Consider the following 14,796-nt stretch of genomic DNA (forward strand, 5'->3'; position numbering starts at 1 on the left):
CGTGGCCGACTTCATCCAACAACTGGTCGAGGGCCTCGGCGCGGGCGCGATCTACGCCAGCCTCGCGCTGGCCCTGGTGCTCATCTACCGGTTCACCGGCATCGTGAACTTCGCCCAGGGCGAGATGGCCATGTTCGCCACGTTCATCGCCTGGCAGCTGGTCCAGGCGGGCGTGCCGTTCTGGCTCGCGCTCGGGGCCACGCTGGCGATCGCGTTCGGCGGCGGCATGCTCATCGAGCGCGTCGTCATCCGGCCGGTCGAGGGCGCGCCCGAGCTGGCGCTGGTGATCGTCACCCTCGGGCTGTTCATCCTGGTCAACGCGGCGGCGGGCTGGATCTGGTCGTTCCTGATCAAGGACTTCCCCAGCCCGTTCCCCGGCGGCGCGCTCGACGCGGGCGGGGTCCACCTCAGCTACTCGACCCTCGGCGTCCTCGGCGTGGTCGCGGTCGTCATGGGGCTGCTCTACATCCTGTTCCGCTACACCAAGATCGGGCTGGCGATGCGCGCGGTGGCGAGCAACCCGGCGTCCGCGCGGCTGCTCGGCATCCGGGTGAGCGGCGTGCTCGCGCTGGGCTGGGGCCTGGCCGCCCTGGTCGGGGCCGTGTCCGGCGTGCTCGTCGCGCCGGTGCTGTTCCTCGAGCCCACCATGATGGGCGGGGTCCTGATCTACGCCTTCGCCGCGGCCACGCTGGGCGGGTTCGACAGCCCGGTGGGCGCCGTGGTCGGCGGGCTGGTCGTCGGCATCGCCGAGACCCTCGCCGGGGCGTACGTCGGCGTGATCGGCTCCGACCTGAAGATCGGGGTGCCGCTGGCCGTCATCATCGGGGTCCTGCTGTTCCGCCCGCAGGGCCTCTTCGGACGCGCGGCGGTGGAGCGGGCATGAGCGACGTCGACATCCCCCGCACGGCCAGGCTGGCCGTTCCCAGCGCCACGGCGCTCCGCAGGCTGGCCGTCGCCCTGGTCGCCGTCGCGGCCTGCGTCGCGCCGTTCCAACTGGAGCCGTTCCGGGTCTTCCAGCTGACGATGGTGCTGGTGTACGCAGTGGCGCTGCTCGGGCTGAACCTGCTGGTCGGGCACGCCGGGCAGATCTCGCTCGGGCACGGCGGCTTCTTCGCCATCGGCGCCTACACCGCGGCGGTCATGCTCGACCGCTGGGACACACCGCACGTGCTGACGCTGCCCGCCGCCATGGCGGTGACGTTCGCGCTCGGGTTCGGCCTCGGCGTCCCGGCGCTGCGGCTGCGCGGGCTGTACCTGGCGCTGGTCACGATGACCATCGCGATCTTCCTGGTGCCGCTGCTCAAGCGGTTCGAGTCGGTCACCGGCGGATCGATGGGCCTGACCCTGTCGCGGCCGGAGCCGCCGTCGTGGACGGGGCTGGCCGAGGACCAGTGGCTGTACTTCCTCGCGCTGGCCGTGGCCACCGCGGCGGGACTCGCCGTGTGGTCCCTGCTGCGCTCCCGGGTGGGCCGTGCCCTGCACGCCGTGCGGGACAACGAGATCGCCGCCGAGGTCATGGGCGTGCGGCTGGCCCGGTACAAGACGCTCGCGTTCGCGTGGAGCGCCATGCTCGCGGGCGCCGCAGGCGCGGTGAACACCTGGGTGATCGCCTTCGTCTCGCCGGACTCCTTCACCGTCAACCTGTCCATCCTGCTGCTCGCCGGGATCGTCGTCGGCGGGCTGGGCTCGACCTTCGGCCCGCTGCTCGGCGGCGCGTTCGTGCTGTTCGTCCCGACGCTGGCCCAGGACGTCAACCAGGCGGCCCCCGGCGTCGTGTTCGGCGTCGTGATCATCCTGATCATGTACGTCGCCCCCCGCGGTCTCGCCGGGCTGGCAGGCCGCGGCGGCCGTTTCCTCGACCAAGCCCTACGGAAGAAGTGAGCACCATGCGCACCAGAACGATCCGACTGGCCGCCGTCACCGCGGCCGCCCTGGTCGCGGCCTCGGCCTGCGGCGGGCGCGGCGAGGACGGGGCGACCACCGCGGGCGACGGCACCTGCCAGGGGCAGCAGACCACCGGGATCACCGACGACGCGGTCAAGCTCGGCGGCATCTACCCGCTGTCCGGCCCCACGTCCGCGTACGGCGAGATCCCCAAGGGGGTCAAGGCCTACTTCGACTACCTCAACGCGGAGAAGGGCGGCGTCAACGGCCGCAAGATCGAATACATCGTCCGCGACGACGGCTACCAGCCGCCCAAGTCCGTCGAGGAGGCCCGCAGGCTCAACGAGCAGGACAACGTCTTCGCCCTGTTCCAGACCCTCGGCACGCCCACGTCGTCGGCGGTCATGGAGTACGCCAACCAGCGGCAGGTGCCGCAGGTGTTCGTCTCCAGCGGGGCGTCGAAGTGGGGCGCGGACCCGGTGAAGCACCCGTGGACGATCGGCTGGCAGCCCAGCTACCTGTCCGAGGGCCGGATCTACGGCCAGTACCTCGAGCGGGAGCGGCCCTCGGCCAAGGTCGCGATCCTCTACCAGAACGACGACTACGGGAAGGACCTGCGCACGGGCTTCGTCGAGGAGATCGCGGGCAGCGGCGTCACGGTGGTCGCCGAGCAGACCTACGAGGCCACCGACCCGAGCGTCGACCCGCAGATGCGCAACCTCGCCGGGTCGGGCGCCGACGTGTTCCTGAACATCACCACGCCCAAGTTCGGCTCGCAGGCGCTGGCCGCCGACGCGGCGAACACCGCGTGGAACCCGCTGCACATCATCAACAACGTGGCGTCGTCGAACACCGTCCTCAAGCCGGTCGGCTTCGACAAGGTGCAGAACATCGTCTCCGCCGCATTCCTCAAGGACCCGTCCGATCCACAGTGGGCGGACGACCCGGAGATGGCGCTGTACGAGGCGAAGATGGCCCAGTACGCGCCGGGGCTGGACACCAAGAACGCCTTCTACAGCCTGGGCTGGGCCTCCGCGGGCGCGATGGAGAAGGCGCTCGCCGCGATGCAGTGCCCGACGCGGGAGGGCCTGATGGCCGCCGTCCGCGGGCTGAGCGACGTCCGCTCGGACCTGCTGCTGCCCGGCGTCACCATGAACACCGGCCCGCAGGACGGCTACCCGATCGAGACCCTGCAACTGCAGCGGTTCCAGGGCGAGCGCTGGAACCTGTTCGGCGAGCCCATCGACACCAGGAAGGCGGGCTGATGAGGACCAGACGACTCGCGGTCGCGCTCACCGCCGTCGCGCTCGGCGGCATCATGGGCGGCACCGCCGCCGCGGGCCAGCCCGACCCCGGCCCGTCCGCGCCCAGCGACCGGGGCGGGGCCGCCGCGGCCGAACTTGATCGCGGTCCGTCTGCGGCCAGCGACGGCGCCGCCGCGGCGGGGCCCGGCCGCGGTCCGGTCGTGGTCACCGACGCGGGGGTCCTGCGCGGCGCGACCTCCGGGACCACCGACCGGTTCCTCGGCATCCCGTACGCGGCACCGCCGGTCGGCGAGCTGCGGTGGCGACCGCCAGGCCCGGTGGCCCGCTGGCAGGGCGTGCGCGAGGCGACCCGGCTCTCGCCGCGCTGCCCGCAGAACACGACCGCGGCCACGTCCGAGGACTGCCTCTTCCTCAACGTCCACACCCCGAAGGGCGCGGCGCGCGGGCGGGACCGCCTTCCCGTGATGGTCTACATCCACGGTGGCGCGCTCACCTCCGGCATGGGCGGCAACTACGACCCGACCGCGCTGGTGGAGAACGGCACGGTCGTCGTCACGATCAACTACCGGCTCGGGGCGCTGGGGTTCCTGGCCCACCCCGCGCTGGCGGCGGCCGACGGCTCGGCGGGCAACTACGGGCTCATGGACCAACAGGCCGCCCTGCGCTGGGTCCAGCGCAACATCGGCAGCTTCGGCGGGAGCCCGGACCGGGTGACGATCTTCGGCGAGTCGGCGGGCGGGCTGAGCGTGCTGGCGCACCTGGCCTCGCCCGGCTCGGCGGGCCTGTTCTCCGCGGCGGTCAACCAGAGCGGCGCCTACAACCTGCGGCTCCAGTCGCTCGCCGACGCCAAGGCCGACGGCGGCGCGCTCAGCGCAGCGGCGGGCTGCCCCGACCAGACCGCCGAGTGCCTGCGCTCCCTGCCCGCGTCGGCGCTGCTGGCCAAGCAGCAGCCGATCGGCTTCCTGCAGACCGACGGCGCCGTCCTGCCCACCTCCCTGGACAAGGCGTTCCGCTCCGGGGAGTTCAACCGGGTCCCGGTCGTCAACGGGAGCACGAGCGACGAGTCCACGTTCTTCGTCGCGACGAACTACGACATGGTGGGGCGGCGGGTGACGGCGGAGAACCTGGTGGCCGAGATCAGCGCCATGACCGGTGTCCCCGCGGAGACGGCGAAGCGGGCGGCCCAGCTCTATCCGCTGGCCGACTACCCCAACCCGGCCGCCGCGCTCGCCGCCGCGGCGACCGACGCCACCTTCGCCTGCCCCGCCCTGGAACTCGACGGCTGGCTGTCGCGGTGGGTGCCGACCTACGCCTACGAGTTCGCCGATCGGGAGGCGCCGCAGCTCTACCTGCCGCCGGTGTCGTTCCCCTACGGCGCGTCGCACGCCTCGGAGCTGCAGTACCTGTTCGGGATCGGCAACGCGGCGTTCCCCGCGCGGCTCACCGCCGAGCAGGAACGGCTCGCCGCCACCATGCGCGGGCACTGGACCGCCTTCGCCACCACCGGACGGCCAGCGAGCGCCGCCGTGTGGCCCGCGTACACCGCCGCGCGGCCGCACATGCTCTCCTACGCGCCGCCCACGCCCGGCCGGGTCGCGGACTTCCCCGCCGCCCACCGCTGCGGCTTCTGGTCCGCTGTGGACTGAGCGTTGGCCGTCTCGGTGAACCAGACAGCGATCTGGGCACGGTTGTGAAGACCGAGCTTGTTCAGGATGTTCTGCACGTGGGTGTCGGCGGTGCGCTGGGAGATCACCAGCCGGGTGGCGATGTGCCGGTTCGACATCCCCGCGGCGACGAGTCCGGCGATCTCCCACTGGCGCCTGGTCAGCACGCCCGGCCAGGCGTCGGTGGGGGGCTCGGTCTCGCCGAGGGCGAACCGGGCCACCTCGTCGGCGCCCATCGCCCGGCCCTCGGCGTGCGCGCGGGCGAACCGCTCGGCGCCGAGGGCGGCCATGGTGTCGGCCTTGTGGGCGCGGTGCGGCCCGGACACCGCGATCTCCGGGGCCGACCCGATCGCCGCCCAGACCCGTGCCGCCGCCCCGAACAGGACGGCGGCGCGCTCGTGCTCGCCCTTGCGGTCGGCGATCCAGGCCAGCGCGTCGAGCAGGTACGCGGTGCCCGAGCCCTCGCCGATGCCCACCAGGCTGCGCAGCGACTGCCGGGCGAGGTCCTCGGCCACCAGCACGTCGCCGCGCTCGACCTCCAGGTAGGCAAGGCCGAACTGGGCCATCGCCCGGTAGCGGGTCTCGCCGTGCGACACGCAGAGGTCGAGCATGCGGCGCAGCGAGCGCCTGCCCTCCGCCACGTCTCCCTTGCGGTAGCCGGTGGAGACGCCGTGGATCCACAGCGGGTGCAGCTCCCGCCGCACGTCGCCGTGCGCGCGGAACACCGCGGCGGCCTCCCCGGCGAGGTCGGCGGCCCGGGTGTCCGTCCTGATCTGCGCGGCGAGGGCGCGCACGTAGGTGAGGAACGCGCCGAACAGCTCGTCGTCCGCCGCTGCCGGTTCGGCGTCGGCGAGCAGGAGCTCGGCGGCGTCGAGGTCGAGGTGCCAGACCGCGTGCAGCGCGCACACCGCCAGCGCCCTCGGGCGGTCGGGGTGGTCGTCCGGGGTCGCGGCCAGCGCCCGCTCCAGCCACTGGCGGCACTCCACGCTGTGGCCGAAGAACATCCAGTACTCGTCCAGCCGGGACGCGATCCGCAGGGCGGCGCCCGCCTCCCCGGGCTCGGAGATCGACCAGTCGAGCGCGGCGCGCAGGTTCGCCTGCTCCCGCCGCAGCCGGGTGATCCAGCCGACCTGCTCGTTCCCGGCCCAGTTCGCGTCCGCGGCCGCGGTCAGCTCATCGATCCAGTCGCGGTGCAGGCGGCGGACCCTGGCCCGGTCGCCGCTGGCGTCGAGCAGTTCCCGGCCGTGTTCGCGCAGCGTCTCCAGCATCCGGTAGCGGACGATGTCGCCGTGGTCCTCGCGGATGAGGACGGACTTGTCGATCAGCCCCTCGACGGTGTCCAGGACGTCGTCGACGGGAAGGTCGGGACCCGCGCATACCCGCTCGGCCGCGCTCAGGTCGAAGCTGCCCGCGAAGACCGACGCCCGCAGCCAGAGCGTCTGCTCGGCCGGGGAGCACAGCGCGAAGCTCCAGTCGATGGTGGCGCGCAGGGTGCGCTGGCGCTCGGGCGCGGTGCGCGGGGCGGCGGCGAGGGCGGGCAGCCGCCGGGTGAGGCGGTCGGCGATCTGGTGCGGCGACAGCGAGCGCAGCCGGGCGGCAGCGAGCTCGATCGCCAGCGGCAGACCGTCGAGGTGCCTGCAGATGTCCAGCACGGCCGCGCTGTTCTCGGCGGTCAGCTCGAAGTCCGGCAGCACGGCGCAGGCGCGCTGCACGAGCAGGGCCACCGCGTCGTAGCGGAGGAGGGCGTCCGGCGACGCCGCCACGTCGTCGGCGGGCACCGCCAGCGGCGGGACCCGCAGTACCTGTTCCCCGGCGGCCCCGAGGGTCTGCCTGCTGGTGGCCAGGATCGCGACCCGGGGGCAGGCGGCGAGGACGGCGGCGGCGAACGCCGCGGCGGCGTCCACCACGTGCTCGCAGTTGTCCAGCACCAGCAGCAGCGCCCGCTCCCGCAGGGCGGTCACCACGGCGTCGGGCTGGCCCATGCGGTTGTGCAGGCCCAGCCGGGTGGCGACGAGATCCGGCAGCAGCGCGCCGTCGCCGAGTTCGGTGAGGTCGACGAACACCACGCCGTCGGCGAACTCGCGGCAGGCCTGGCTCGCGACGGCGGTGGCCAGCCGGGTCTTGCCGACGCCGCCCGGACCGGTCAGGGTCACCAGGCAGCCGGGCCGCAGGGCCGCCCGGACGGCCGAGGACTCCCGCCGCCTGCCGACGTAGCCGGTGGTGGCGCGCGGCACGTCCATCACGACGCCACCGTAACTCAAGGTGATGAGCGTGACCAAACAATCACTCGCCGTGGTGGCCGTGGCGGTCCGCCAGGCGGGCGTGCAGCAGCAGGTGCAGGTCGAGCTGGATGCGCGGGTCGTAGAGCCCGTCGCCGAACAGCGCCTCGATCTTCCGCAGGCGGTAGCGGACGGTCTGCGGGTGCACGTGCAGCCGCTCGGCGGCGGCGTTCGCCCGGAAGTGGCACTCCAGCAGGGCCAGCAGGGTCGCCTCCAGGTCCGCGCGCAGCGGGGCGCGGACGGCGGCCAGCGGCGCGAGGCGGTCGGCGGCGGCGTAGTCGACCAGCTCGGCGCCCCAGGACGTCATGAGCCGGGGCAGGTGGTCGGTGGCCCGGACGGGGGAGCGGCCCGCGTCGACGCGTCCGACCAGGCGCAGCGCGCGGCGCGCCCAGCGCAGCGACCGCGCGGCGTCGGTGACGCCGACCGTCGGCCCGATCGCCGCCGCCCAGCCGCGCAGGCTCGCCGCCAGCCCGCCGCGCCTGCCGGGGCCGTCGGGGTCCGGCATGACCAGGCACGGCTCGTCCAGGTGCAGGGCGGGCAGCGTGTCGTGCGGCAGCCCGCGGGGCACGGCCGGGCCGCCGGGCCGCACGGCGACCACGGCCACGCCCGCGGGCACCGGCCAGCCTGCCGCGCGCGCCGCAGCCCTGATCTCGGCGGCCCCCGGCTCGGGGCGCAGCAGCAGGTCGACGAGGATCCGCCGGTCCCGCCCCCGGCCGTCGAGCGCGCCGACGCCCGCGTGCCCCTCGGTGACGGCCTCGACGAGCCGCTCGGTGTGGGCGAACGCGGTCTGCGCCATCCGCCCGACCGCGCCGATCTCGTCGCCGAGGCCCAGCCGCCGCGCGTGCTCGGCCAGCCGCGCGATCGCGATCCCCGTGCCCAGCCGCACGGCCGCGTGCAGCACCTCCGGCCCGCGGCCCTCCCGGGCCTCCCGCGCGCCCGCGTCCCGCCCCCTCGACACGACCTCGTCCGCCGCGGCGCCGCTCGGGTCGATGAACTGCCCGACCAGGCCCTCGACCAGCGGGTCGAGGTACCGGGCCGCGCCCAGCACCGGCAGCTCCCGCCGGATCCGGACGGTGACCTCGGCCGCCACCTCCGCCACGGACAGCCGGAGGGCCTCGCCCACCGCGACATCCCGCCGCATCGCCGTCACTGCGCCTCCTCCTCGAAGCCCGGGGTACCGGCAAGAGTCGTCGGCGACGCGCGATCCGCGCCATCAGCAGAACTACGTAAAGCTCTCGCGCAGGGGTCAGCCGAGGTCGAGAGCGGCCATCGCGGCGGCCGCCATCTCGCGCTCGCCCAGCGCGTTGGGATGGGCGAAGATCGAGTTCTGGGCGCCGATGGGCGGCTCGATCCAGCGGACGCCCGGGGGCTGGCAGACGTCATGCCCGTCGGAGAGCCCGTTGAGGTCGACGTAGGTCGCCCCGGTCTCGGCCGCCGCGCGGCCGACGGCGTCGTTCAGCGTGGCCTGCAGCGAGCGCATGTAGGGGATGTCGCCTGCGGCGATGGTGATCTTGTCGAAGCAGCCGCCGGTGGCCGGGACGATCCACGGGTAGCCCAGGACGGCGATCTCGGCGTTCGGCGCCTTCGCCCGGACCGCCCGGAGCGCGTCGACCAGGTCCGGGTAGGTCTTGTCGCGGACGGTGTCCTCGAACGAGCTCCCGTTCTGGTCCTTGCACGGGCTGCCCATGCCGCCGGTGAAGAACCCGGCGATCGAGCAGGTGAGCGCCGCGCGGATGAAGATGCCGCTGTCGTTGCCGCCGATGGTCAGGGTCACCACGTCGGTGTCGGCGCTGAGGGCGTCCACCTGCGGCCGGATGCCCGGGTACTGGGCGGCGGTGAAGTCCTTGGTCTGGGCCGCCCCGCACGTCACGTCGGTGAGCCTGGCCCCGGTCCGCTCGGCGATCACGTTCGGGTAGTTGAGGGCGGAGCGCAGGCACTGGGCGGGCGATCCCGGCGCGGTCGGCATGACGCCGGAGGCCGCGCTGTAGGAGTCGCCGAGTGCGGCATAGTCGATGGGGTCGGCGCCCTGGGCGGGACCGGCGGAGGACAGCGCCACGGTCCCTGCGGCCGTGGCGGCGGCGGCGGCGATGGCGATCAGGCGTCGGGGCAAGGGACTCTCCGTGTCGTCGGCGACAGCAGGGATTCCTACTTGAAAGTAGGTAAAGCCTCGCCAGCTTGTCCCCGGCCTCCACGCCTGTCAACACGCGGTACCCGGAACGCTGTCGAACCCAATACCAGAGCGGCCGTTTGTGTCATCGGCACGACAATCGAGGCCGGGTCCACTTCCTCGTCGATCATGGGCCCGCGCCGGTCGCGGCAGTGCTAGGTTCGGCCGCGATCGGAAGCCGGAAGCGACCTCCAGGGGAGTCGGGTTTGTCCACGATGAGCGGCCCTGCCAACCCACCCGCGCATCCCCCGACGGCCGCTGGTCCGGCCGCCGCGCCGTCCGACCCCGCCAAGGGCGCGGGGCTCGGCGTCCTGGCCGTGGTCCTCGGCGCCATCGGGTGCCTGCTCCTGGTGGCCCCGTTCGCCCTCACCGGCACGCGCGCCTACCTCGCGCTGGGCTTCGCCCTGCCCGGCCTCGCCCTGGGGATCGCCGGGTCCACCGGCCGCCGCCGAGGCAACGCGCTGGCGGTCGCGGGATCGATCCTGGGCGGGATCGCGCTCGGGCTCGCGGTCATCATGCTCGTCGCGGGCACCCCCAAGTCCTCGCCCAACGCCTTCCCGGACGACCGCACCGCCGAGATCCTGCACAACGACCTCGACGTGCGCCTCGGCGAGCGGCACGCGGGAACCGACGGCACGGCCGTCACCGTCACGCTGCGCAACAAGGGCCTCGAAGCCGCTTCGTTCACCGTGCTGATCGAGGTGACGGGCGGCGGCGTGTGCGAGACCCCGGTGAGCGTGGACGACCTCTCGCCCGGCGCCAGCTACCAGACCGAGGTCGGCGACTGCTCGTCGACGGACAGCGGACCGCCGCGTGCTTTGCAGCTCAAGGTGGTCAAAGTGACGAAGGAGTAGCCCTCAGTCGGCCACGGGTGGGCGGAGAGTGATGAACCGCTCGCTCCACAGCTCGCGGATCTGGTCCAGTGTGGACGAGCCCGGCTCGACATCGAGGTCACGCAGGGTGCGGGCGCCGTCGGCGCGGGCCAGGACGAGCAGGGTGGCGTCGTCCACGGTCAGCTGCCTGCCGCCCGCGGTGGCGAAGGCGACGACATGCCGTGCGGCGCCTCCCGGTTCCGTCTCGGTCCGCAGGCGGGCCAGCGGAACGAGCGCGGGCGCCATCCCGCAGAGGTCGGCGTCGGTCCAGTCCGTTGTGGACACGATGTGGTCGCCGATCACCAGGTGGTCCAACTGCGTGGTGAGGTAGCACTGGATGGCGTCTTCGGCGGAGTCGACGATGGGCTCGGCGTGGTTGTTGAACGAGGTGTTCAGCAGGACGGGGACCCCGGTGCGGCGGGCGAACTCGTCCAGCAGGCGCCAATAGCGCTCGTTCACCGCCTTGTCGACGGCGTGGACGCGCGCGCTGCCGTCGACGTGGGTGACCGCGCCGAGCTCGGCGCGCTTGTCCTCCCGCACCGGGACCGCGAAGACCATGAAGTCGGGGGTCCGCGCGCCCTCCGGGAAGTCGAAGTAGTCGCGCAGGCGCTCGGCCTGCACCGACGGCGCGAACGGGCGGTAGCCCTCCCGCTGCTTGATCATCCGGTTGACCCGGTCGCGGTTGGCCGCCGGGCGCGGGTCGGCGAGGATGCTGCGGTTGCCCAGGGCGCGGGGGCCGAACTCGGAGCGGCCCTGCACCCAGCCGATCACCGCGTCCGCCGCCAGCAGCTCCGCCGCGTCGCGGGTCACGTCGGTGGAGCGGCGCGCGGTGAGGAACGGCCGATAGCGCTCCAGCAGCGCGACCAGGTCGCGGTCCTCGGGCAGCGGGCTGCCCCAGAAGACCTGGCGCAGCCGGGAGCGGGGGAGGGCGCCCGAGAGGTCGGCGTTGGCCTTGACCGCCGCGCCGAGCGCCGCGCCCGCGTCGTGGGCGGCGGGGTGGACGAAGACGTCGTCGAAGAGCCCGCCGCGCAGCAGCCTGCCGTTCATCGTGCAGTTCTGGGCGACACCGCCCGCCAGCGCCAGGCGGCGGTGGCCGGTCGCCCGCTGCCATGCGCCGATGACGTGGTGGCCGATGGTCTCCACGGTCTCCTGCAGCGCGGCGGCGAAGTCGCGGTGGTGGCGGTCGAAGGGCTCGCCGCGGCGGCGGGGCCGGAACCCGGCGGCCGCGAACGCGGGGCGCAGACTCGTGTGGTCGAGGTCGAAGTCGCCGTCGGGGCGCAGGTCGTACAGCGACCGGAAGACCCGGCGGTAGGTGCGCGGGTCGCCGTGCGGGGCCAGCCCCATCACCTTGTACTCGTCGCCGAGGCCGTAGCCCAGCAGGCGGGTGCCCGCCAGGTACAGCATGCCCAGCGAGCGGCTGATCGCGTGGCTGGTCAGCATCCGCATGGCGCCGTCGTGCGCGTCGTAGACGGAGATGGCGCTGTCCTCTCCCGCGCCGTCCATGACGACGACGAGCGCGTCGTCGTACCCGGACTGCGGATAGGCGGAGTAGGCGTGCGCGCTGTGGTGCTCGACGAACTGGAGCCGGTCGTCGGGCACGTCGGCGTCCAGGGCCTCCCGCAGCCGGGTGGCGAGCAACTGCCTGCTCCACACCAGCGGGAGCGCGGGGTTGTCGGCGTAGTGCTCGAACAGCTCCCGGTCGGTGTACTCCTCGCCGAAGAAGAACGCGACCCGGTCGAGGTCGCCCGGCTTGGCGCCCGCCGCGTCCAGGCAGACGCGAATGGCCTCTCCGGCGAACGCGGTGGTGTGCTTGACGCGGTTGAGCCGTTCCTGCTCCACGCCCGCGACGACCTCGCCGTCGCGCAGCAGCACCGCCGCCGCGTCGTGGAAGTGCAGCTCCCACCGGCGGGCCATGAAGTCGTCGGCCGCCGGGGCCAGCGAGCAGGTGATCCCGAGTACCAGCATGGCTCACTCCCGTCCGAGGACCGGGCGGCTACCGGCCCCGCGGCCGCTCGCAGTGGTAGGCGAACATGGGCGGGAACTCCGCCCACACCGTCTGCCCGCGCCAGACCGTGCCGAAGCGCGACCGCAGCAACCGGTCGAAGGACCTGGCCCCGGCCGTGGCGGCGCGGTGCCTGCACATGAGCGTGCTGAAGCGGCCGTCGTCGGCCACCACGTCGGCGACGGCGGAGACGATGTCGGCCCGCAGGCCCGAGGGCATCGTCGTCCACGGCACCGCGCTGATGACCCGGTCGACCCGCCCCATGCCGTGCTCGGCCAGGACCTCCCGCAGGTCCGCGGCCGACGCGGCCACGACCGACACCCGGTCGTCGGCCAGCCTGCGCCGCAGCCGGGCCACGAACGAGGGGTTGACCTCCAGCGACAGGACCCGGGCGTCCGGCGGGAGCCGCTGGAGCAGCGCCCTGGTGATCGCGCCCGTCCCCGCGCCGAGCTCGACCACGCTCCGCGCGCCCGCCACCTCCGCCTCATCCAGCAGCGACCGGATGGACCACGGCGAACTGGGCGTCACCGCCCCGGTGCGGCGGGGATCCCGCAGGAACTCGACGAGGAAGACCACGGACACCTCATTACGTCAGAGAGTGCACGCGATGCTACCGTACGCAACCTTCACTCCGCCTGTTCAGCGTTTCGCCTGCTGAGGGCCGACGGCCACCAGACGCGGCGGCCGATGTCGAGGGTGAGGGCGGGCACCAGCAGGGACCGCACGACCAGGGTGTCGAGCAGGACGCCGAACGCGACGATGAAGGCGATCTGGGCCAGGAACAGGATCGGCAGCACCGCCAGGGCGGCGAAGGTCGCGGCGAGCACCACCCCGGCGGAGGTGATCACGGCGCCGGTCAGGCGCAGGCCCCGCAGCGTCCCGTCCCGGGTGCCGTGGGCGGCGGCCTCCTCGCGGACGCGGGTCATCAGGAAGATGTTGTAGTCGATGCCGAGCGCGACGAGGAACACGAACCCGAACAGCGGCACCACCGGGTCGGCGCCGGGGAAGCCGAGGACGTGGTTGAACACCAGGGCGGAGACGCCCATGGTCGCGGCGAACGACAGCACGACGGTGGCGATCAGCATCAGGGGCGCCAGCAGGGACCGCAGCAGCAGCGCCAGCACGGCGAAGATGACGACCAGCACGATCGGGATGATCACCTGCCGGTCCCGCTCGGAGGTCTGCTGCGTGTCGAGCAGTTGCGCGGTCGGGCCGCCCGCCTTGGCCTCGGCGCCCGGCACGGCGTGCACCGCCTCGCGCAGCCGCTGCACGGTCGCGACCGCCGCCTCGGACCCGGCGGGGTCCGACAACACCGCCTCGACGCGCACCAGTCCTTGCGCCTGCCCGGTGATCCGCGCGTCGGCGACGCCGTCGACGCGCGCGGCGCGGGTGACGGCCTCGCCGTGCTCGGCGCGGGCGACGACGATGGTGGGCGCGCCCGTGCCGCCGGGGAAGTGCCGGGAGAGCAGTTCCTGACCCGCCACCGACTCCACGGGCGTCAGGAAGATGTCGGACTGCGCGGTGCCGGAGGCTTTCAGCTGCGGGAAGAACGCGGCCAGGGCCAGCAGCGCGAGGCTGGTGGCGATCCAGATGGCGCGGGGCGCCCTGCCGACCCGGCTGGCCACCTTCCCCCAGAAGCCGCCGCCGTCGGACGGCGCATCGGGCTTGGGGGAGAACGGCCAGAACGCGGCCCGACCGGCCAGGGCGAGCACGGCCGGCAGGAAGGTCATGGCCGAGACCAGGGCCGCCGCGATGCCGATGGCGGCCACCGGGCCGAGCCCCCGGTTGGAGTTGAGGTCGCTGAACAGCAGGCACAGCACGCCGAGGATCACCGTGCCCGCGGAGGCGGCGATGGGCTGGATGGTCGCCCGCCACGCGCGCGCTGTGGCCGTGTACTTGTCGGCGTTGCGCAGTTCTTCGCGGTAGCGCGCCACGAGCAGGAGGGCGTAGTCGGTGGCGGCGCCGAACACCAGGATGAAGAGGATGCCTTGGCTCTGTCCGTTGAGCGCCAGCACGTCGTTGTCGGCCAACAGGTAGACCACGAGGCTGGCCACACCGAGCGCGAACACCGCGGACAGCAGGACGAACAGCGGCAGCAGCGGACTTCGGTAGACCACCACGAGGATCACGGCCACGACCGCGCCCGCGACGAGCAGCAGCAGCCCATCGATCCCGCCGAACGCCTCGCCGAGGTCCGCTCCCTGCGCCGCCGGTCCGGTCACCAGGACGGTCAGCCCGGGCGGCGCGCCCTCGCCGACCGCCTCGCGCAGCGCGGCGACGCTTTCGGCGGGCTCCTGCGCAGGGGCCAGCGCCACGATCACGCGCGCCGCCGCACCGTCGTCCGAGGGAAGGACCGGCGAGACCTCGCCCAGGGCGGACGCCTTGTCCGCCGCTCTGGCCAGGTGGTCCCGGTCGGCGGCCGTCAGCCCGTCGGCGCGCTGGGCCACGACGACGGCCGGGACGCCCTGGCGGTCGCTGAACAGCCGCTGCAGCTCGGTGACCTGCGTCGACTCCGCCGAGGCTGGAAGGAACCCGGCGGCGTCGTTCTCCGACACCTCGGCGAGCCTGCCCGCGAACGGCCCGGCGAGCGAGCCCAGGGCCAGCCACGCCACCAGGACCACGGCCGGGACCAGCCACCGCCGGGTTGTCCGCATACCAGGCTC

11 protein-coding genes are annotated in these 14,796 nt (G+C 73.6%); 5 read left to right on the forward strand and 6 right to left on the reverse strand.

Going from position 1 to position 14,796, the window contains the following annotated elements; all coding sequences use genetic code 11:
- Position 1: 1 nt before the first annotated feature.
- From IEY98_RS30430 to IEY98_RS30445, 4 genes are read left to right on the forward strand one after another with little or no spacing between them, the layout of a single operon-like run.
- Positions 2 to 883 carry a branched-chain amino acid ABC transporter permease gene (locus IEY98_RS30430; protein WP_189214139.1) on the forward strand — a complete coding sequence of 294 codons (882 nt, stop codon included), beginning with the start codon at positions 2 to 4 and terminating at the stop codon, positions 881 to 883.
- Complete coding sequence (locus tag IEY98_RS30435) at positions 880 to 1,881, forward strand: branched-chain amino acid ABC transporter permease (RefSeq protein ID WP_189214140.1); 1,002 nt, start codon at positions 880 to 882, stop codon at positions 1,879 to 1,881. Before IEY98_RS30430 ends, IEY98_RS30435 begins: the two co-directional genes overlap by 4 nt.
- Positions 1,882 to 1,886: 5 nt before the next feature.
- On the forward strand, positions 1,887 to 3,149 hold the full coding sequence (locus IEY98_RS30440; protein ID WP_189214141.1) for an ABC transporter substrate-binding protein: 1,263 nt from the start codon (positions 1,887 to 1,889) through the stop codon (positions 3,147 to 3,149).
- The gene (locus IEY98_RS30445; RefSeq protein ID WP_189214142.1) at positions 3,149 to 4,795 is read left to right on the forward strand and encodes a carboxylesterase/lipase family protein; all 1,647 of its coding nucleotides are present in this window, start codon (positions 3,149 to 3,151) and stop codon (positions 4,793 to 4,795) included. Before IEY98_RS30440 ends, IEY98_RS30445 begins: the two co-directional genes overlap by 1 nt.
- Here IEY98_RS30445 and IEY98_RS30450 read toward each other — a convergent pair.
- From IEY98_RS30450 to IEY98_RS30460, 3 genes are all read right to left on the reverse strand, one after another.
- Positions 4,717 to 7,053, reverse strand: a complete 2,337-nt coding sequence (locus IEY98_RS30450) for a LuxR C-terminal-related transcriptional regulator (protein ID WP_229787774.1) — start codon at positions 7,051 to 7,053, stop codon at positions 4,717 to 4,719. The two genes, IEY98_RS30445 and IEY98_RS30450, sit on opposite strands and share 79 nt — an antisense overlap.
- Before the next feature lie 43 nt (positions 7,054 to 7,096).
- Positions 7,097 to 8,233: a helix-turn-helix domain-containing protein gene (locus tag IEY98_RS30455; protein ID WP_229787776.1), complete on the reverse strand. Its 1,137-nt coding sequence runs from the start codon at positions 8,231 to 8,233 to the stop codon at positions 7,097 to 7,099.
- 105 nt (positions 8,234 to 8,338) lie between these two features.
- On the reverse strand, positions 8,339 to 9,202 hold the full coding sequence (locus IEY98_RS30460; protein ID WP_189214145.1) for an SGNH/GDSL hydrolase family protein: 864 nt from the start codon (positions 9,200 to 9,202) through the stop codon (positions 8,339 to 8,341).
- 272 nt (positions 9,203 to 9,474) lie between these two features.
- Here IEY98_RS30460 and IEY98_RS30465 point away from each other — a divergent pair, with 272 nt between their 5' ends.
- The gene (locus IEY98_RS30465) at positions 9,475 to 10,113 is read left to right on the forward strand and encodes a hypothetical protein (RefSeq protein ID WP_189214146.1); all 639 of its coding nucleotides are present in this window, start codon (positions 9,475 to 9,477) and stop codon (positions 10,111 to 10,113) included.
- A 3-nt stretch (positions 10,114 to 10,116) separates the two neighbouring features.
- On the opposite strand, the gene IEY98_RS30470 is transcribed toward IEY98_RS30465, so the two are convergent.
- Genes IEY98_RS30470 through IEY98_RS30480 form a run of 3 tightly spaced genes read right to left on the reverse strand, consistent with a single transcriptional unit; the run spans position 10,117 to position 14,787 of the window.
- Positions 10,117 to 12,096, reverse strand: coding sequence for a carbamoyltransferase family protein (locus IEY98_RS30470; protein ID WP_189214147.1), 1,980 nt, complete (start codon positions 12,094 to 12,096; stop codon positions 10,117 to 10,119).
- Positions 12,097 to 12,124: 28 nt separating this feature from the next.
- Positions 12,125 to 12,709 carry a class I SAM-dependent methyltransferase gene (locus IEY98_RS30475; RefSeq protein WP_189214148.1) on the reverse strand — a complete coding sequence of 195 codons (585 nt, stop codon included), beginning with the start codon at positions 12,707 to 12,709 and terminating at the stop codon, positions 12,125 to 12,127.
- Positions 12,710 to 12,759: 50 nt separating this feature from the next.
- A complete protein-coding gene (locus tag IEY98_RS30480; RefSeq protein ID WP_189214149.1) occupies positions 12,760 to 14,787 on the reverse strand; it encodes an MMPL family transporter in 2,028 nt (675 codons plus the stop codon).
- Between the last annotated feature and the right edge of the window lie 9 nt (positions 14,788 to 14,796).

The organism is Actinokineospora fastidiosa (genome assembly GCF_014648415.1).
Taxonomy (GTDB): domain Bacteria; phylum Actinomycetota; class Actinomycetes; order Mycobacteriales; family Pseudonocardiaceae; genus Actinokineospora; species Actinokineospora fastidiosa.